This window comes from Agrobacterium vitis, from assembly GCF_014926405.1.
GTDB lineage: Bacteria > Pseudomonadota > Alphaproteobacteria > Rhizobiales > Rhizobiaceae > Allorhizobium > Allorhizobium vitis_H.
The window spans coordinates 14,965-31,925 of the sequence record NZ_JACXXJ020000004.1 but is presented as its reverse complement, the minus strand read 5'-3'; the positions used below and the strand labels follow the sequence as shown (position 1 = coordinate 31,925).

The 16,961-nt window shown below is 60.3% G+C and carries 14 protein-coding genes and 1 pseudogene; 8 read left to right on the top strand and 7 right to left on the bottom strand.

Translation table 11 applies throughout. The features are described 5' to 3' along the window. Nucleotides 1-99: 99 nt before the first annotated feature. The gene (locus IEI95_RS08660; RefSeq protein WP_194416303.1) at nucleotides 100-1,017 is read right to left on the bottom strand and encodes a nucleotidyl transferase AbiEii/AbiGii toxin family protein; all 918 of its coding nucleotides are present in this window, start codon (nucleotides 1,015-1,017) and stop codon (nucleotides 100-102) included. Continuing rightward, on the bottom strand, nucleotides 1,007-1,852 hold the full coding sequence (locus IEI95_RS08655) for a type IV toxin-antitoxin system AbiEi family antitoxin domain-containing protein (protein WP_194416419.1): 846 nt from the start codon (nucleotides 1,850-1,852) through the stop codon (nucleotides 1,007-1,009). The genes IEI95_RS08660 and IEI95_RS08655 overlap by 11 nt, the downstream gene beginning before the upstream one ends. Before the next feature lie 538 nt (nucleotides 1,853-2,390). On the opposite strand from IEI95_RS08655, the gene IEI95_RS08650 reads away from it, so the two are divergent. The 4 genes and pseudogenes from IEI95_RS08650 to IEI95_RS08635 all read left to right on the top strand — a co-directional run bounded on the left by IEI95_RS08650 (nucleotide 2,391) and on the right by IEI95_RS08635 (nucleotide 9,314). Beyond that, nucleotides 2,391-2,570, top strand: coding sequence for a hypothetical protein (locus tag IEI95_RS08650; protein WP_020046815.1), 180 nt, complete (start codon nucleotides 2,391-2,393; stop codon nucleotides 2,568-2,570). Nucleotides 2,571-2,749: 179 nt separating this feature from the next. Further along, nucleotides 2,750-3,685 (top strand): DUF3991 and toprim domain-containing protein, encoded by a 936-nt coding sequence (locus IEI95_RS08645; protein ID WP_194416302.1) that lies wholly within the window; start codon nucleotides 2,750-2,752, stop codon nucleotides 3,683-3,685. 133 nt (nucleotides 3,686-3,818) lie between these two features. Beyond that, nucleotides 3,819-4,424, top strand: coding sequence for a DUF1419 domain-containing protein (locus IEI95_RS08640; protein ID WP_194416301.1), 606 nt, complete (start codon nucleotides 3,819-3,821; stop codon nucleotides 4,422-4,424). Nucleotides 4,425-4,521: 97 nt separating this feature from the next. Continuing rightward, nucleotides 4,522-9,314: pseudogene (locus IEI95_RS08635) on the top strand (helicase-like domain-containing protein). A 201-nt stretch (nucleotides 9,315-9,515) separates the two neighbouring features. Here IEI95_RS08635 and relB read toward each other — a convergent pair. Both relB and IEI95_RS08625 read right to left on the bottom strand, forming a co-directional pair. After that, nucleotides 9,516-9,905: a type II toxin-antitoxin system RelB family anti-toxin gene (gene relB / locus IEI95_RS08630; protein WP_156536634.1), complete on the bottom strand. Its 390-nt coding sequence runs from the start codon at nucleotides 9,903-9,905 to the stop codon at nucleotides 9,516-9,518. Then, nucleotides 9,898-10,269, bottom strand: coding sequence for a type II toxin-antitoxin system RelE/ParE family toxin (locus IEI95_RS08625; protein WP_070150050.1), 372 nt, complete (start codon nucleotides 10,267-10,269; stop codon nucleotides 9,898-9,900). The genes relB and IEI95_RS08625 overlap by 8 nt, the downstream gene beginning before the upstream one ends. A gap of 388 nt (nucleotides 10,270-10,657) precedes the next feature. On the opposite strand from IEI95_RS08625, the gene IEI95_RS08620 reads away from it, so the two are divergent. After that, a complete protein-coding gene (locus IEI95_RS08620) occupies nucleotides 10,658-12,373 on the top strand; it encodes a ParB/RepB/Spo0J family partition protein (protein WP_194416300.1) in 1,716 nt (571 codons plus the stop codon). Between the two features lie 81 nt (nucleotides 12,374-12,454). Then, entirely contained in the window at nucleotides 12,455-13,105 is a 651-nt protein-coding gene (locus IEI95_RS08615) for a DUF7007 domain-containing protein (protein ID WP_194416299.1), read from the top strand. 367 nt (nucleotides 13,106-13,472) lie between these two features. On the opposite strand, the gene IEI95_RS08610 is transcribed toward IEI95_RS08615, so the two are convergent. Then, nucleotides 13,473-13,655 carry a hypothetical protein gene (locus IEI95_RS08610; protein ID WP_194416298.1) on the bottom strand — a complete coding sequence of 61 codons (183 nt, stop codon included), beginning with the start codon at nucleotides 13,653-13,655 and terminating at the stop codon, nucleotides 13,473-13,475. Between the two features lie 139 nt (nucleotides 13,656-13,794). Here IEI95_RS08610 and IEI95_RS08605 point away from each other — a divergent pair, with 139 nt between their 5' ends. Then, on the top strand, nucleotides 13,795-14,379 hold the full coding sequence (locus IEI95_RS08605; RefSeq protein WP_194416297.1) for a hypothetical protein: 585 nt from the start codon (nucleotides 13,795-13,797) through the stop codon (nucleotides 14,377-14,379). A 192-nt stretch (nucleotides 14,380-14,571) separates the two neighbouring features. On the opposite strand, the gene bdcA is transcribed toward IEI95_RS08605, so the two are convergent. Beyond that, nucleotides 14,572-15,285, bottom strand: coding sequence for an SDR family oxidoreductase (bdcA, locus tag IEI95_RS08600; protein ID WP_194416296.1), 714 nt, complete (start codon nucleotides 15,283-15,285; stop codon nucleotides 14,572-14,574). A gap of 74 nt (nucleotides 15,286-15,359) precedes the next feature. On the opposite strand from bdcA, the gene IEI95_RS08595 reads away from it, so the two are divergent. Beyond that, a complete protein-coding gene (locus IEI95_RS08595) occupies nucleotides 15,360-15,962 on the top strand; it encodes a TetR/AcrR family transcriptional regulator (RefSeq protein WP_194416295.1) in 603 nt (200 codons plus the stop codon). Between the two features lie 116 nt (nucleotides 15,963-16,078). On the opposite strand, the gene IEI95_RS08590 is transcribed toward IEI95_RS08595, so the two are convergent. Beyond that, nucleotides 16,079-16,813: an SDR family oxidoreductase gene (locus tag IEI95_RS08590; RefSeq protein ID WP_156547149.1), complete on the bottom strand. Its 735-nt coding sequence runs from the start codon at nucleotides 16,811-16,813 to the stop codon at nucleotides 16,079-16,081. Nucleotides 16,814-16,961 lie beyond the last annotated feature (148 nt).

Sequence of the window (16,961 nt, the reverse complement as noted above, 5' to 3'; positions counted from 1 at the left end):
CCTGCAGGTGGCGCGATGTCGCATGCCGGTAGTGTCCGCTGCGTTGGTTCGACAACTGAGCAAAACCTGCGGCCCGCCGGGCTTGAGAATGCAGTGGGCTCAAGCAAACATATTCTCAATCTCCCCACGCTGCATGGCGTGTTTTTCGGGGTTCTGCTGCTTCAGCTTTGCTAAATTGAGCAATTTCCACCGTACTGCCGGTAGTGCCGCTGCCTGTGGCAACCCGATGGCGTCGAAATCCGGCTCCGTATCATGGAGAGTAAGCAGGAACCGCATCGCTTTATCATCGAGGCGGGCTCGAAGGTCATCTGTCAGCCGGGCTCGTGCGTCTTTCAGTTCGATCAGGCTGACAGGCTCGATGGTCATGCCTTCGAATTCTTTCACGAAGGCTTCTTCGATTGCGGACAATGACGGCCTGATCAGCTCATGCGGGGGGCGGCCGGAGCTTGCGACGTAGATCAGGAAGGTCCGAAACAACGCATCGGTGAGGCCTTCATTATCATAGAGCAGCTTCACGTCGAAGAGGTCGCGCGGATGCTGGCGGTCCACGGCGGCATGAAGCTTGCCTCCGAACAGATCCTCGAAGGACACGACCTGCATTTCGGCAAAGCCGAACGCCTCGGCCACGCCATCCGTGACCGTCCGCAGTGCCGGAGGATGCACAGTTCCACGCGCGACCGGCGAGGTCTCGATCTTGATTTCAGTGGTGCCCTGCCGGACGAGCACCCGCGTGTCATTGTTGCCGCCCCCGGCGATACGCTGGACGTCGACGCCGCGAAGATTTTTCAGCAGGTCGTCACGAATGCGGTCAAGTGCGGCGTCGATACCGGTGAGCGTCGTTTCCCGATCCTCAATGGGAAGGTAGGTGAGGTCGATATCGACCGAGAGGCGGGGCATATCCCTGTAGAACAGGTTGATGGCCGTTCCCCCCTTGAGGGCGAAGACATCCTGCCGAGCGATGTAGGGCAACGTCCTAACGAGCAGCTCGACCTGCCGCATATAGCGATCACGCGCCATCGATAATCTCCTTTGGCAACAGGTGTGCAGGGACCGTTACGCGATAAATGGGGTGAAGCCGGCCGCCTGGGGTAAGTGCCCGATCGCCGCGTCCCATATCGATCTGCGATTTGTCGATATGCTTGAGCCACGCATGCGCGTGCTTGTCGGCATAGACGAAGAAAAGGCGTTTCACCTTTACACTGCGGCACTGGGTCAACAGCGTCGTCAACATTTTCGGGCGCAGATTGACCATTCCCTCAAACACCATGTCGATGTTGTGAAAGCTCTCGTTCTTCGGAAGTTCATCGAGAATCTCCAGTATCGCCCGCTCTGCCGACGACATTTTGATAGGCCAGCGCCACGGGCTCATGGCCAGCTCCTCATCTGGAGTATCGGAGAGGCTGAATTCGCTGTCCTCGACGCCGTTGTTCTCGTCGGGGAACAGTCCATGACCTCGCCGGACGAACCTGGCATCGGTTGTCACTGTCAGTAGCCAGTCAGGGATATCCGAGCCATAGAGATAGACGCGTGTATCGCCGCCGAGCTGCAGGTAGTGGGAATGGCCGCGCAATCCAAGTGCGGTCACACCTCCAACGTGGAATGCATGCCCCATGATCCATTGCGCGGATAACAGGGGAATTTTCCAGCCCGTGACGGCTTGCGCCGTTTCTCTTGCCGAAAATGGTCGTCGGTAGACGCCTGTCGCGATCCGCTCAAGCCAACCCTGCTTGATATACGCCGATACGGATTGTCGTGAGATCGCATGGCGTGCCGTCCAAGCCGAATCGATGAGGAAGCCCGGCGGAACCGATTGGATGAGGTGCTTTAGCTTGGGCGTTGGATGTTCATTCATAATGGACATTATGGCACGATTTCAAAGTGAATATCAAGTTTACTTTAAAACCTTTATCGTTTGTCAATTCAGAATTAACACGAATAGGAAATCTCGAAGCTGCGTACCGGGCCAGTTGGCAACGCTTCGTTCGCTGCGTCTTAAACGCAATGCCAAAGTCTCACCCTGTGTGCCGTCGCACATGATGCGATCGATGAACACCTGTCCGACAAATCGAACGCTATGCGCCTAAGTCTCACATTGGAAGACAAAGCCGTTCCCTATTTTCACGTCATTCCGGTTGATGGCAGTCCGGATGATCCAGACGAAGGTCAGTGCGGCGAGATCGAATACCAATCCGCTCCAGCCAATGGCGTTGCCAAACCCAGCTCTCTTGTCTGGCGTCCCTAATCCAGTCCCGTCCTTGGACGGTCAACCCGCAGGGGGTTCGCAGTTCCTGCGACCTCTCTGGCTGCGCCGCCGAGGTGACCGCGGTCAGGCCCGGATCGAACGGGCGCCATCGAGCGGGGATCGGCCCCGCCACTGGATGGAGCATCACATGTCGGATCTCAGCCTCGCACAAAACCACGCACTCGATCTTGCCCGGACCCTGATGGTCCCGGTCACCCTCTTCGAAATCGATGGTGAAATCGGCGTCATGCCTTCCGCCGAGTATGACGGCGACGAGGACGCCATCATCAACGAATATGACCCCTTTGCCTATGGATCGGCTCATTGAGCCGATCACCCCTTCGGGGGAGCGCATGCCGCTTGCGCTGATGCGCGCGCAAGGGAGGCTTCGCCGCGATCCTTCCCGGCAGATCTGCACATTGCGAACCGCGCCCTTGCGCGCTTCCATCTTCGCGGCCTGGGCGCTGCCAGTCCGAACAGTCAGTCAGAAAAGCTAAAGGAAGTGAAATGGATAAAAATGACATTGAGGAACTGCGAGCCCGGGTGGGCTGCGCAGCAGTGCTCGAGCATGAGGGCTTCGCAATAGACCGGAAAGAGAGCACACGCCGGGCGGTCAAATTCCGGCGCGACGACGACATCGTCATTGTGATCCACGATGACAGGGGATGGTTCGACGCCCGATCTGAAGCCAAGGGCGACGTTTTCGCGCTCGCAAGCTATCTCCATGGGATCGGCTTTGCCGAGGCCTTGGCGGTGGTCGGCGATCTCGTCGCGTTTCAGCCAACCGCAGCGACCTGGGAGAAGCCTTTTCGTCAAACGCAAACAGATGCTTCTATCCCTGACCGCTGGAACTATAGAAAACGGCCATGGCGCGCATCGGCGACGTGGAGCTATCTCAGACAAAACCGGGCGCTGCCATGGCAAGTCATTTCAGCCGCGATCGATGCAGACGTTCTCCGGGAAGGTCCATATGGCTCTGTGTGGGCAAAACATGTCGATGCGGCTGGCGCCACCATCGGTTGGGAGGAACGCGGTCCGGACTGGCGCGGGTTTTCCACCGGCGGCGCCAAGGCGCTCTTCCGGTTTGGAAAGGTGGATGCCCGCCGGATCTGTGTGACGGAGGCGGCAATCGATGCACTCAGCCTGGCGGCGATCGAGCAGACACGATCCGACACGCTTTATGTCAGCACCGGTGGCGGCTGGTCGCCGTTGACCGCTCAGGCGTTGGAGACCCTGGCTTCCGGGGAAGGCGCGTGGCTTGTGGCCGCGACCGACAACAACGTTCAGGGTGAGGTTTTTGCCGATCGCCTGCGCCAGATGGCCAACAGCGCGGGGTGTGACTTCTCGCGGCTGAGGCCGCGATGTGAAGACTGGAATGAGGAATTGAAGGAGAGGAGGGAAAGAGGAGAGCTGCCGCATACGCGGCCAGCGCATCAAGGGTAAAGCTTCGCCCGCCAGACGGCGGCCCTTGACCCGCTGCCCGCGAGGCGCCGGCTGAGGAGGGGTAATCAAAGGACTGAAGCAGGAGAGGTCGAACAGGCTTTTCAGCTCAGCCGCAACCCCAAAGGAGCCGCAGATGTTCGTTTCCCCCGCTATCCGTAAGGTGTTCGAAGGCGTGGCCAGCCGCCACGAGATGTACGCCCTTTTCAACCGCCACAGCCAGTCGCCATTCGACGATGACCGCATTTCCGGCAGGCGCTATGTCGGCGAATGGTTCGAAATCACAGAAGCGGACCACGATCATATGTTCGAGATCCTGCCGCCGCTCTTCTATCGTGGCGACATGTTCGCCATGCGCGAGTTTCTGGCCGCCAGCGTCACCAGCATGTTCTTCGCCCTGACGATCGATGATCGGTCCCGATGGTTCCACGGCTATTGCGATCTGGGCGATCGCCAGTCGCCCGACCGCATGCGCGCCGAGATCATCGCCCGCGAATCCCGCCCGGTCCGCGCCATGAACCGACAGGAAAAGCTCGATCATATCTGGAGCGCAACCGGTCCGGATTTCCGGGGCTATTCCGACGGGCGCTTTCCAGCCGATCTCCGCAATCGCCAGATCGTGCTCGTTTATCCCTCAGCTCAAGGCAAGATCTGGAAGCTGCTCGACGATCTGACCGACGAGGAGATCGCCGCTAAGCTGCCCGTACAATTCCGTCTTCTGCCGGAAACGATCGCTGCCTGACGGCGGCCTTCATTTCCAAACTTCCACCATCCGCAGCCTGGCAACACCGCTTCTTCCGGGAGTGTGCCTCGGCGCGCCCACTCACAGGAGTTTTCCAATGGCGCATGACGATCCTTACACCATCGACCTGTTCGACAATACAGCTCTCGCATCTGGTTTCGATCTCGGCGTATCGGGTTTCGCAGCAGAATTCACCGATATAGATACCGACCACCCGCCATCGACGCCGGCACCTGCAGTCCCAGTTCGCAAAGAACCAAAGCGAACAACGCAGATTCGGGCGAAGGTGGATTTCAGGCTGCAGGGTTCTCGCGGTCTTGCAAAATCGTGGCGCGACCGTGCGCGTGACAATATCGCCGCCATCCTGCTGGCGAACGAGATCGAGCGCCAGGGCCTGCCGGCTCGTCCTGACCAGCAGGCCAGATTGATCAAGTTCACCGGCTTCGGCGCGTCGGACCTGGCCAACGGCATATTCCGGCGTCCCGGCGACGAGGCATTTCGCAAAGGCTGGGAGGAGCTCGGCGGCAATCTGGAAAGCGCCGTCGCGGCAGGGGACTACGCATCTCTGGCGCGCTGCACCCAATATGCCCACTTCACGCCGGAGTTTATCGTTCGTGCCATCTGGTCAGGCTTGATCCGCATGGGGTTCGATGGGCGATCGACCGGCTGAAGCCCGGCGGGCTTGCCGCCTTTGTGACCTCGTCCGGCACAATGGACAAGGCCGATGCCCGCGCCCGTGAACACATTGCCGGCATGGCCGATCTCGTTGGCGCAATCCGCCTGCCCGAAGGTAGCTTTCGCGCTGACGCCGGCACGGATGTTGTCGTCGATATCCTCATTTTCCAGAAGCGCCGCGCCGACGAGCCGGCTGGAGACGATAGCTGGCTCGATCTTGCGGATGCGTCGGTGGCAGGCGAGGGCGGGAGCGTCCGTATCAACAGGTGGTTCGTCGACCGTCCCGACATGGTGTTGGGCCGCCATGCGATCACCTCAGGTCCATTCGGCGAGGCCTATACCTGCCTCCCGATCGGTGATGATCTCGAGACGAGCCTTAACGCCGCGATCAGTCAGCTACCAGCCGACATCTACGCCGGAGATGTTGCGCCGATCGATTTCGCACTCGAGGACGAGGTGGCCGAGGCGACGGCAGAGCGGCCCGACGATCCGAAGGTGCGCGAGGGCAGCTATTTCATCGGCAAAGGCACGGAGCTGATGCAGGTGGTGGACGGCGTCGCTGTCCCGGTCGAGGTCAGGAAGGGCAAGAGTACCGACGGGATCTTTGCCAAGCATGCGCTGATCATCCGAAAGCTGATTCCGATCCGGGACGCCGTGCGTCTGGTGCTAGCTTGCCAAGAACGCGATCAGCCATGGACCCAGGCGCAGGTCGCGCTGCGCATCGCCTGGTCGAGCTTCGTGCGCGAATTCGGTCCGATTAACTTCACCTCCGTTTCGACATCGGAGGATCCGGAAACCGGTGAAGTCAGGGAGTCCCATCGCCGGCCGAATATCGCGCCCTTTCTGGATGATCCCGATTGCTGGCTTGTCGCCTCAATCGAAGACTACGACCTGGAAACCAACACAGCCAAGCCTGGTCCGATCTTTACCGAGCGGGTGATCGCGCCACCGCCAGCGCCCGTGATCACCTCGGCATCAGATGCGCTCGCGGTTGTTCTGAACGAACGCGGTCATGTCGATCCCGATCATATCGCCGAGTTGCTGCACCGTGACGTTGAGGATGTTATCGGCGAACTGGGGGAGGCGATCTTCCACGATCCGTCCAACGGCTCCTGGCAGATGGCGGACGCCTACCTGTCCGGCGCAGTCCGCTCGAAGCTCACTGTTGCCCGCGCGGCTGCCGAGCTTGATCCAGTCTTCGCGCGGAACGTGACAGCGCTGGAGCGGGTCCAACCGGCCGATCTTAGGCCCTCGGATATTACCGCACGCCCCGGCGCACCGTGGATCCCGGCCGATGACGTCGTCGCCTTCGTCAAGCAGACGATGGACGCCGACATTTCCATTCACCATCTGCCGGAACTGGCGACCTGGACGGTCAATGCGCGGCAGCTGGAATGGTCGGCCGCTGGCACCACGGAATGGGGCACGCATCGCCGCCATGCCGGACAGCTTCTATCCGACGCCCTGAACTCGTCCGTGCCGCAGATCTTCGATACGGTTCGCGACGGCGAAACCGAACGCCGGGTGCTGAACACGGTGGAGACGGAAGCCGCCAAGGAAAAGCTCGCCAAGATCAAGGCGGCGTTCCAGTCGTGGATCTGGTCCGATCCGGATCGAACCGACCGGCTGGCGCGGGTCTATAACGACACGTTCAACAACATCGCGCCGCGTGCTTTTAACGGCGATCATCTCCAACTGCCAGGCGCCTCTGGCGCCTTTTCTCTTTATGGGCACCAGAAGCGCGGCATCTGGCGGATCATCTCCGCCGGCGCCACCTATCTGGCCCATGCCGTCGGCGCTGGAAAGACGTTGACCATGGCAGCCGCGATTATGGAGCAGCGGCGTCTGGGCCTGATCAACAAAGCGATGCTGGTCGTGCCCGGCCATTGCCTGGCGCAAGCGGCCCGCGAGTTTCTGGCGCTCTATCCCAATGCCCGGATCCTGGTCGCCGACGAGACCAACTTCGTCAGGGAAAAGCGCCATCGCTTCCTGTCGCGCGCAGCAACCGCCAACTGGGACGCCATCATCATCACCCATTCGGCGTTTCGGTTCATATCCGTGCCATCGGCCTTTGAGGCGCAAATGATCCAGGATGAACTGGAGCTTTACGAGGAGCTGCTGGTCAAGGTCGACAGCCAGGACCGGCTTTCTCGCAAGCGCATCGAACGCTTGAAGGAAGGTCACAAGGAACGGCTGGAAGCACTCGCCACCCGCAAGGACGATCTGCTGACCATCTCCGAGCTTGGCATCGACCAGATCATCGTCGACGAGGCGCAGGAATTCCGCAAGCTATCGTTCGCCACCAATATGTCGACGCTGCGCGGTGTCGATCCGAACGGCTCGCAGCGCGCCTGGGACCTGTTCGTTAAATCCCGCTTCATCGAGACGAAGAACCCGGGCAGGGCGCTGGTGCTGGCTTCGGGAACGCCGATCACCAATACGCTCGGCGAGATGTTCTCCGTGCAGCGGATGATGGATCCGGCAGCATTGTCGGAACGTGGTCTGCACGAGTTCGACGCATGGGCCTCGACCTTCGGCGACACCTCGACCGAACTCGAACTACAGCCGTCGGGTAAATACAAGCCGGTCACGCGCTTCAGCCAGTTCGTCAACGTGCCAGAACTGATCGCCATGTTCCGCTCGTTTGCCGATGTCGTGCTGCCAGCGGATCTCAGGACCTATGTGAAGGTCCCCGAGGTCTCCGGCGGCAAGCGACAGATCGTTACCGCCGAGCCGACGCCTGCGTTCAAAGCCTATCAGAAGCTGCTCGATGCCCGCATCAAGGCGATCGAGATGCGCGATGGCCCGGCCAAGCCCGGCGATGACATCCTGCTCTCGGTCATCACCGACGGACGTCACGCCGCCATCGATCTTCGCCTCGTCGATCAGGCGATGGGCAACGAGGCGGCCAACAAGCTGAACGCACTTGTCACTAACACCCACCGGATCTGGCAGGAAACGGGAGAGGCGGAGTATCGTCGCAAGGACGGCAAGCCGTTCGACCGGCCGGGCGCCGGCCAGTTGATCTTCTCCGATCTCGGCACGATCAATGTCGAGGCATCCCGCGGTTTTTCCGCATATAGATGGATCCGCGATGAGCTCGTCCGCCTTGGCGTGCCGGCTTCCCAAATCGCGTTCATGCAAGACTACAAGAAGTCGGATGCAAAGCAGCGGCTGTTCAACGACTTCAATGCCGGCAAGGTCCGCGTGCTGATCGGCTCGTCCGAAACCATGGGCACCGGTGTCAATGTCCAGGCGCGGCTGAAAGCGCTCCACCACCTCGATGTGCCGTGGTTGCCATCGCAGATCGAACAGCGGGAGGGCCGGATCATTCGCCAGGGCAACCAGCATGACGAGGTCGATGTCTTTGCCTATGCGACGCTTGGTTCACTTGACGCCACCATGTGGCAGAACAACGAGCGCAAGGCCCGGTTCATTGCGGCGGCCCTGTCAGGCGACACAAGCGTGCGCCGGTTGGAGGACATGGGCGAGGGGCAGGCAAATCAGTTCGCCATGGCCAAGGCCATCGCGTCAGGCGACGAGCGTCTGATGCAGAAGGCCGGGCTGGAGGCCGAGATCGCCCGTCTCGATCGGTTGCGTGCCGCCCATATCGATGATCAGCACGCGATCCGGCGGCAGATCCGCGACGCCGAACGGGATATCGAGTTTTCCACTCGCCGGATCGAGGATGTGGAAAAGGATATCGAGCGGCTGGTCCCGACATCTGGCGACGCCTTTGTCATGCAAGTTGGCGAAGATACATTCGACGAGCGCAAACTCGCTGGCCGCGCGCTGATGAAGGAAATCCTGACGCTGGTTCAGCTTCAGCAGGAGAACGAGGTGATCATTGCCACGATAGGCGGCTTCGATCTCGCCTATCGGGGCGAACGGTTCGGCAAGGATAGCTATCGCTACGACACGCTGCTTCAACGAACTGGTGGCGACTACGAGATCGACTTGGCCGTGACCACGACCCCGATCGGCGCGATCTCCCGGCTCGAACATGCGCTTGGTGGGTTTGAACATGAGCGCGAGAACTATCTCAATCGGCTCGCCGATGCGAAACGTCGCCTCGCCTCCTACACACCGAGGCTGGGGGAAACCTTCTCATTCGAAGCCGAGCTCGAACTCAAATTGAGCCAACTGGACGAGATCGAAAGGGATCTGGCAGCAACCGCCGATGAGGCAGAGGAGGATCGCCACCAAGCCGCGTAAACAGCGGCATATTCACCGTCACTTGAAACGGGCTCGGCCTATACACATCTATAGGCCATCACCCGTTTTGATGGTTTGCCTCACAGTGGCGATTGCCGCGTGTGCGTAGCTGTCCGGGTTGGAAGGGCGCTCCCCGAAAGTGTCGAGCGCCCTTTCGTTTTCAGGTGCGCGAGCACTTTTGCCATCGGACCCAAATTTTTATCAGCCTGTCAGGCTGCGGAGCGGTGCTTTTTTGGCACGAGATCTTGCCGGGTTTTCTTTTGAGACGGCACCGGCATCATTATCGAACAAGGAAGACAGGACGACCGGATGCCGGTCCGGAAAACGGGCGACAAGCTCCAGGGTGCCGCCCATGGCCCCGACATAACTGCGCAACGTGGACAGAAGTAGATCGCTCCGCTTCTCCAGGCGCGAAATATTTTCCTGTTTTACACCGAGCGTTTCGGCCATCCGGACCTGGGTGAGGTCGCGCGCCTTGCGCAGATCCTGCAGTGTCCGGTATTCCTCGAGCCGCTCGTTGCCCAGCTGTTCGAGCCGTTCGCGACGTTCCGCAGGAAGGCCCTGAAGGACGTCATCCAATGATCTAGCCATTCTTTTTCTCCTTCATTGCGTCGAGATGCTGTGTCAATCGCTGATCGGCTTTTGCGATCAGCACTTTGTAGAACCGCGTCTGACTGCCGCCCGATTTGTCGCCTGCCACCAGGAGGATTGCCCGGCGCTCGGGATCGAACGCATAAGCCAGTCGCCAGACGCCGTCTGCAGCCTTGAACCGCAATTCCTTCATATTCGCGTGTGCCGATCCCTTGAGCGTATCGGCGTAGGGACGACCAAGTTGTGGACCGTAAGCTTTCAGGAGCGGCAAGGCCGCGAAGATTTCGTCCTGTACCTCTTCCGGCAGGGCTGAAAACTCCGGGTCGAACTCGTCGTGGAGCAGAACTGCCCATTCCTTCGTCATAATATGATCTCAGAGTTATATGCCGTCAAGGGTATATTTTGGAGTGATTCTGTTCGGCATCCAAGCTCAACATCCTACAACGCCTGGTGCGAATGGCCAATCGGGATCGGGCAGATTTAACACGAGGGTAAAACGTAGAGGGGAAAGAAGGGGATAGGAAACCGGTTCGCAAGTCCGGTCCAACGGCTGCCGGTTCCCTCAATCGCGCCGGTCGCCGAGACCGGGCCAGCTTGCCTCGCAAGGCAGGTGTGCCTCGCTCCTCCACAAGCCAGGTCTGCTCCGGCGCAATTGCAGCCGTCGGCCCGTCCTGCGGTTCGGGAGATGTCTTCGAAAAGAAGATGAGGAGGCAAGGACAGCCCGTCCGCCCGAAGCTCAAGAGGTGATTCCCATGCAGTTGATTACAGCCGATCCGCGCAGCCTGAAGGACAATCCCGACCGGTCCCGTCAGTCGAAATCCTCACCACAGTCTGACGCGCTGCTATGCGCATCGATCAGGGCCATCGGTGTCGTCCAGCCGCCGATCGTCAGACTCGATCCGGAGGGCGGAAACAGCTACGTCATCGTCTTCGGTCACCGCCGCGCCGCCCAGGCGATAGCCGCCGGTCTCTTGGAAATCCCGCTGCTGCTGGCGGATCCCTCCGACGATCTCGGCGCCATGCAGTCCTTTGCGGAGAACATCGCCCGCGAACCGCTGAACCCTGTCGACCAATGGCGCGCCATCGAGCGGCTGGTGGCTCTCGGATGGACCGAAGAGTCGATCGCCATGGCGCTGGCACTCCCCAGCCGGCAGATCAGAAAGTTGCGGCTTCTGGCCAATATCCTGCCCGCGATGCTCGACCAGATGGCGCGTGGCGATATGCCGAACGAGCAGCAGCTGCGCACGATCGCCGCCGCCGGTGAGGGCGAGCAGGCCGAGGTCTGGAAGAAGTACAAGCCGAAGAAGCAGGACCCGCACGTGTCGTGGTGGGAGGTGGCCCGCGCACTGACCACGACCAGGATGCTCGCAAAGCATGCAAGCTTCGGTGACGAGCTGGCGCAGGCCTACGGCATCACCTGGGTCGAGGACCTGTTTGCACCCGCCGACGAGGACAGCCGCTACACCACGGATGTCGAGGCTTTTCTCGGGGCGCAGCAGGAATGGCTGGCCAACAACCTGCCCAAGCGCGGCTCGGTTATCGAGGCCAATGAATACGGCCAGGCCAAACTGCCGGCAAAGGCGCAACAGGTCTATGGCAAGCCGGGCAAGGGCGACCTGACCGGCTGGTACATCAACGCGCGCGACGGGTCGGTCCAGTCCGTTGCCTATCGCATGCCGGAGGCGAAGAAGCCCAAGCTGGTCAAGGATTCCGATGGTGTCGAAACCGTCGTTGACGAGGTCGAGGTAACCAAGGCGCGGCCCGACGTGACCCAGAAGGGTCTCGACATGATCGGCGATCTGCGCACCGATGCTCTGCACGAGGCGCTCGCCCGGGCGCCGATCGAGGACGACACTCTGATGGCTCTGCTCATTCTAGCCTTCACCGGCACAAATGTCAGCATTGCCAGCGGCGCATCGGACAATCCCTACGGTCATGCCAAATGCGGCCCGCATGCTGCCCGGCTGATTGGCGAGGACGGCAAGCTGTCCTTCGATCGACAGACACTGGTGCAGGCTGCGCGCTCGGTCCTGATCGAAGTCCTTTCGCTTCGGCGCAATCGCTCCGATAGCGGCCTGATCGCCCGTATTGCCGGCGACGCTGTCGGCGCTGATGAGTTCCTGGTCAATATGGCGACGGAAGACTTCCTCTCATGCCTGTCACGCACTGCGCTGGAGGCGACCGCGGAAACGGCGGGCGTGCCCGGTCGGATCAAAGTGAAGGATACCCGTGCGGCTCTGGTCGAGCATTTTGCCGTGGGAAAGCTGGTGCATCCAGCAGCGCTGCTCGCGCCTTCCACTGAGGACGTGCGGTCGTGGGCTGGACGTTACACCACCGTCGACAGCGGATTGGAGGATGCCGACGACGTTCCCGATACGCTCGAAGATCGGCCTTCCGGTTGTGGAATTGTGGACCATTCGGCCGCCGTGGAAGAGGCCGACCAGGGTTTTCGCGAGGCCGCCGAATAGCATCAGGCACCAGGATCTGAACCGACGCCGCTGGCTCACGCTGGCGGCGTTTTTGTTTCCAGCGATCAGAAGGAGTTTGTCATGGCAGAGATCCATGAAGATGTCGCCGCAGAAAAAGCGGCCCATGAGGCTGAACTACGGTCATTGAAGCGACCGACGATACCAGCGGGAGCCTCGACACCATGGGGCAGGGCGCAGGTTTCGCGGCAATTCGCCGAGGGGATCATTCTGCATTCTACCGCCAGTCACGGCGGTTTCCATCTCGCCGAGAAAGCCAACGCGGCCGTCCATGCCCTCTTCCGGAATGACGGCGAATTTTATGAAGAGGATTGTGAATGGGCGAAGGTCGCCCATGCTTTCCCCCAACTGTTCACCGCCTATGAGCGGCGTCTGGCTGATCGCACATTTCGCGACTATTACCCTGATGCCTACGAGCGCGTCATGGGTGTTATACTGAACGGCAGTCAGTCTCACATGCGGGACAGGCAGGATTTCGAGAAGCGACATCGCAACGACTGGGTCGTTATTGCGGCCCTGAATTCCGATCACCAGCCAGGTCTCGTCGAGTGCATCGCGACTTTGGGGGGGATCCGGGGCGAGACCGCCGAACGGCGGTTTCTGGTTCCACGCTCCGACTACGTGATCGGCCGACATGGCTTCGTCATCGATCCAGCCAAGCACCAGCCATATGACGGTCAGTCCAGCTTCGTGACCTGGGCGGCAAGGCAATGACTGCTGCGCTCACAGACAGCGACCCACTTCGAAGTCAGGTGATCGTTTTCACCGAGCTCTATCGCAGGATATGGGCACGGCAGCGGGATTATCGCTCCCGGCGGGTTGAGGTGACACGACAAACGAAGGCGCGGTGGAAATGCAAGGCACGCCATGGCCCGCCATCGACTACTGCACGCATATCAACCGAGCCGGGTGAGAGCCGAAAGCCCGTCCAAGTCGAGGCTGCGATAAAGCGTTGATCGAAGGGCGGAAGACATGGCACGGGGCAACCGGCTTGCACTGGCGTGTGCTTGGCCCCGAGAATTGTCAATGCCCTTTGTGAATGACGCGGCGTTGCCAAGGTTGGATCCGGCTGGCGATTGCATCATGCTGTCGTGAACCAGATCGTCAGTCGGCACAGCACCTCGGTTTTGTTGCGGTCTGACATGGGCGCGTCCCGGTCAAAGGCCGCTGGCGCGCCGCGTTGCGGCAGGATCATCGCCTCGTTGCAAGGCAGGCCCGCGTCTGTTGCAGCCCGCAAGTGCGGGCAGCGCCATCCGCAAACCATCCTCGCTCCTCCTGGCGATGCCCTGACCTTGGGCCGGGCCGCTGGTGCCCATGTCCTTTTGCCCGCACCCGAGGGGCTGAGCCGGACGACAACCGGCACCCCCGGGCTTCGCTGAAACATCGCTCAAAAGGATCCGATCATGGCACCGCTCAACCGCTCCACCCAGAAAAACCGTCCAGCCAAATCCCCACGCGCCACCACACTCGAAATGGTCAGGCTCGCCTGCCCCGACACAGCCCAGGCGCTCCGCATCTCCGAAAGCTTCGGCCTTGCCCTCATCGACAGCGATGGGATCCGCGACCTTCACCGCGGACAGTTGATCGAAAGCGCCGATGCCCTGAGGGACGGCCTAGCCGAAAAGGCAATGCAGATCCACATGCAGCGCATCGTCGGTTCGTTTGTCGGCTCCGCCTACGGCGCCGGGCAATTCTACAGCCGCGCGGTCACAGAGGCCCGCGACCTCACCACGAAGCTTTCCAACGACACCAGAGACGAGGATCTCGACGGCCCGGTGGGCTTCGATAGCCGCGCCCAGCGCAAGCGGGAGTTCGCAGCCGATATGGGCCTGCAGGCCCACGTGCTTCGCATGGCGGCCGAAGGCGCCGTCTCGGCTTACGAGGACATCACAGGAGAGGCCTGGAAGCCTTACGAACGCACCGTTGAGCAACCCGCCAACTCGGTTGATCAAAAGGCGGCAACCGTCCAGATGGCGGCCCTCGAATAGCAATTGGCGGGGCTTCGACCCCGCCTTTCCACCGACGGTGAAGCAGTCAGCGCTAACGGCGCTGGCTTTTCCGGTGAACGTCTTCCCCACACAAGCGGCCACGCTCGGGATGGACGCTCTGTGGGAAGGTGATACAGCGCACCGTTGCTGCTATCATGGCCAGGCGCCCAGGCCTTTCCCGCTAATCATCAATCAGGCCCCAAATGCACCATCGATGGTATGCATCGCACCGGTGACAAAGCCCGCTTGCGGCCCTGCGAGCCAAGCAACCATCCCTGCCACCTCTTCTGACGTTCCATGACGCTTGATCGCCATGAAACTGTGCATCAACTCTTTCATCGGCCCATCCGCCGGATTTGCATCCGTATCGATTGGTCCCGGTTGCACGACGTTGATGGTGATCCCGCGTGGCCCGAAATCCCGCGCCAAACCTCGCGCCAATCCCTGCAGCGCCGACTTGCTTAGCGCATAAGACGCCATGCCTGGAATGGGCATTCGGTCACCGTTCACGGAGCCGATGATGATAATCCGCCCTCCGTCCGGCATCTGCCGGGCGGCCTCGACGGCCGCGTGATAAGGCGCGTGGATGTTGATCCGAAACAGCCGGTCGATGACGTCAGGGTCCTGATCCAATGCGTCGCCGAAGACAGCAATCCCGGCGTTGACCACCAGCACGTCTAGCGGACCGTTTTGGCGGACCTGAGCGATCACCGCTTCACGGTCGGCGCTATCCGTCAAGACGGCCACGCTACCTGTGTCGCTTGCAAGCTGCTCGGCAGCTTCACGCGATCCGGCGTAGCTAAAGGTTACTGCCGCGCCGTCCGATACAAAGCGCTTTACGATTGCTGCACCTATCCCGCGACTACCGCCCAGCACTAAAACGGACTTTCCCTGAAACGCGGCCATCAAAACCTCCTTGAGTTAATATGTAGGATGCACTACATAACAACTTGCAAGGCGCCGTCAAGGTTTATGTAATTATGACTACAGAAATATCTCGTTCTCGTGGACGACCCCGGCGTTTCGACGCCGATCAAGCGGTTGCTACCGCCCAAGCTTTGTTCCACGCGCGCGGCTATGATGGCCTCAGCGTTTCGGATGTCACAGAGGCACTTGGTATTAACCCGCCGAGTTTCTACGCCGCTTTCGGCAGCAAGGTTGGCCTGTATGCCAAGGTCCTCGACCGTTACGCCGAAACCAATGCCATTCCCCTTCAAGATCTCCTACGGTCCGACAGGCCGGTAGCGGAATGCCTTGCATCATTGTTGGAGGAGGCTGCACGGCGTTACGCATCCAATTCCGCTGCGCCCGGCTGCATGGTGCTGGAGGGAACCCGTAGCAATGATATGACGGCGCGCGAAGCGGCGTGCATCTTCTACACCGGTGCAGAGCAGATGATCCGCGCCTATATCGCCGCCAGACACCCCGATCAGGCGGAGCGTTGGAGCGACTTCGTCGTCACCGCGATGGCAGGTCTCTCAGCCAGGGCGCGAATGGGGCAGAGCCTTGATCGCCTGCTCGCCACCGCACATCTGGCCGGTTCGGCTCTGACCTCTTCTATGCCGAGCACATCGGAAGATTAACTCTTGAAAACACCTCGAGGTTTGCCCAAGCCGGTACCGATCGGTATACTGGACGCTGGCATTAGTCGTTCTATGGCGAAGGTGGATTGAACGGTCGCCCTAGATAGGTGAAATCCTCAGCCTTCGAAGCTACCTCCGTATTCCTTCGGCACGAGATCAGTTTGCGCATCCCCATTCCTGATCAGGTCAAGGATTGTTTTCGCAACCAGCTCAGGTCGCTGTGCGAACGATGCCGTGCCAGCTTCCTGTGCTTTTGCTGAATCCAGGCCCGATTTCACGGAGCCATAGAATTCAGTTGCTGTGATAAATGGGTGCATTATCGAAACCACAATTCCAGCATCTGCAAGCTCAAGGCGCGCCACACTTGACAGCATGTTCAGTGCCGATTTGGAGCTGGTGTAGGCGGCTGAGCCTGGATATATGGCAAGCGTTGCACCCGAGCTGACGTTGACAATGCTTCCAGCGTGTTGCTTGCGCATAAACGGGATGACCGCCTGCATCGTTATCAGCGGGGCCACGCTATTGAGGTTGAGCAATTTTCGAAAATCATCAATGCCGATGTCTTCAATACCGCCATAAAGACCCTGTCCAGCGTTGTTCACCAGGGCATCGATACGACCAAATTTTCCGATAGCGGCCTGCACGGCCTGTTGCACATCTTCGGTGCAGGTGACATCGCAGACCACTGCCAGTGCTTCATCGCCTAATTCCCGCGCCAGCGCATCGATGCGATCTTTCCGACGGGCCAGCAGGACCACCCGCGCGCCCGATTGAGCAACAGCCCGTGCGGTGGCTTCACCAATACCCGACGAAGCGCCGGTCACGAGTATAACTGCGTCCTTAATTTCCATTGGAATGTACCTTTCGTTGGATGGCCTAGCGCGCTTCAAGCTCACGGCACTCTTGCAGCCCCTATTTCACGCCGTGATCGGCTTCTGTGACCCGCGTAGGAGCGGGCCATGGTGCTCTTGAACACCAATAGGCTCCGGCTGACGATCT

Bases quoted from the DNA above. Each gene is read 5' to 3' on its own strand.
- IEI95_RS08650 (WP_020046815.1), top strand. From the start codon at position 2,391: ATGTCGGATCTCAGCCTCGCACAAAACCACGCACTCGATCTTGCCCGG.
- IEI95_RS08615 (WP_194416299.1), top strand. From the start codon at position 12,455: ATGGCAGAGATCCATGAAGATGTCGCCGCAGAAAAAGCGGCCCATGAG.
- IEI95_RS08640 (WP_194416301.1), top strand. From the start codon at position 3,819: ATGTTCGTTTCCCCCGCTATCCGTAAGGTGTTCGAAGGCGTGGCCAGC.
- IEI95_RS08645 (WP_194416302.1), top strand. From the start codon at position 2,750: ATGGATAAAAATGACATTGAGGAACTGCGAGCCCGGGTGGGCTGCGCA.
- IEI95_RS08660 (WP_194416303.1), bottom strand. From the start codon at position 1,017: ATGGCGCGTGATCGCTATATGCGGCAGGTCGAGCTGCTCGTTAGGACG.
- bdcA (WP_194416296.1), bottom strand. From the start codon at position 15,285: ATGGCCGCGTTTCAGGGAAAGTCCGTTTTAGTGCTGGGCGGTAGTCGC.
- IEI95_RS08595 (WP_194416295.1), top strand. From the start codon at position 15,360: ATGACTACAGAAATATCTCGTTCTCGTGGACGACCCCGGCGTTTCGAC.
- IEI95_RS08625 (WP_070150050.1), bottom strand. From the start codon at position 10,269: ATGACGAAGGAATGGGCAGTTCTGCTCCACGACGAGTTCGACCCGGAG.
- IEI95_RS08620 (WP_194416300.1), top strand. From the start codon at position 10,658: ATGCAGTTGATTACAGCCGATCCGCGCAGCCTGAAGGACAATCCCGAC.
- IEI95_RS08655 (WP_194416419.1), bottom strand. From the start codon at position 1,852: ATGAATGAACATCCAACGCCCAAGCTAAAGCACCTCATCCAATCGGTT.
- IEI95_RS08605 (WP_194416297.1), top strand. From the start codon at position 13,795: ATGGCACCGCTCAACCGCTCCACCCAGAAAAACCGTCCAGCCAAATCC.
- relB (WP_156536634.1), bottom strand. From the start codon at position 9,905: ATGGCTAGATCATTGGATGACGTCCTTCAGGGCCTTCCTGCGGAACGT.
- IEI95_RS08590 (WP_156547149.1), bottom strand. From the start codon at position 16,813: ATGGAAATTAAGGACGCAGTTATACTCGTGACCGGCGCTTCGTCGGGT.
- IEI95_RS08610 (WP_194416298.1), bottom strand. From the start codon at position 13,655: ATGGTTTGCGGATGGCGCTGCCCGCACTTGCGGGCTGCAACAGACGCG.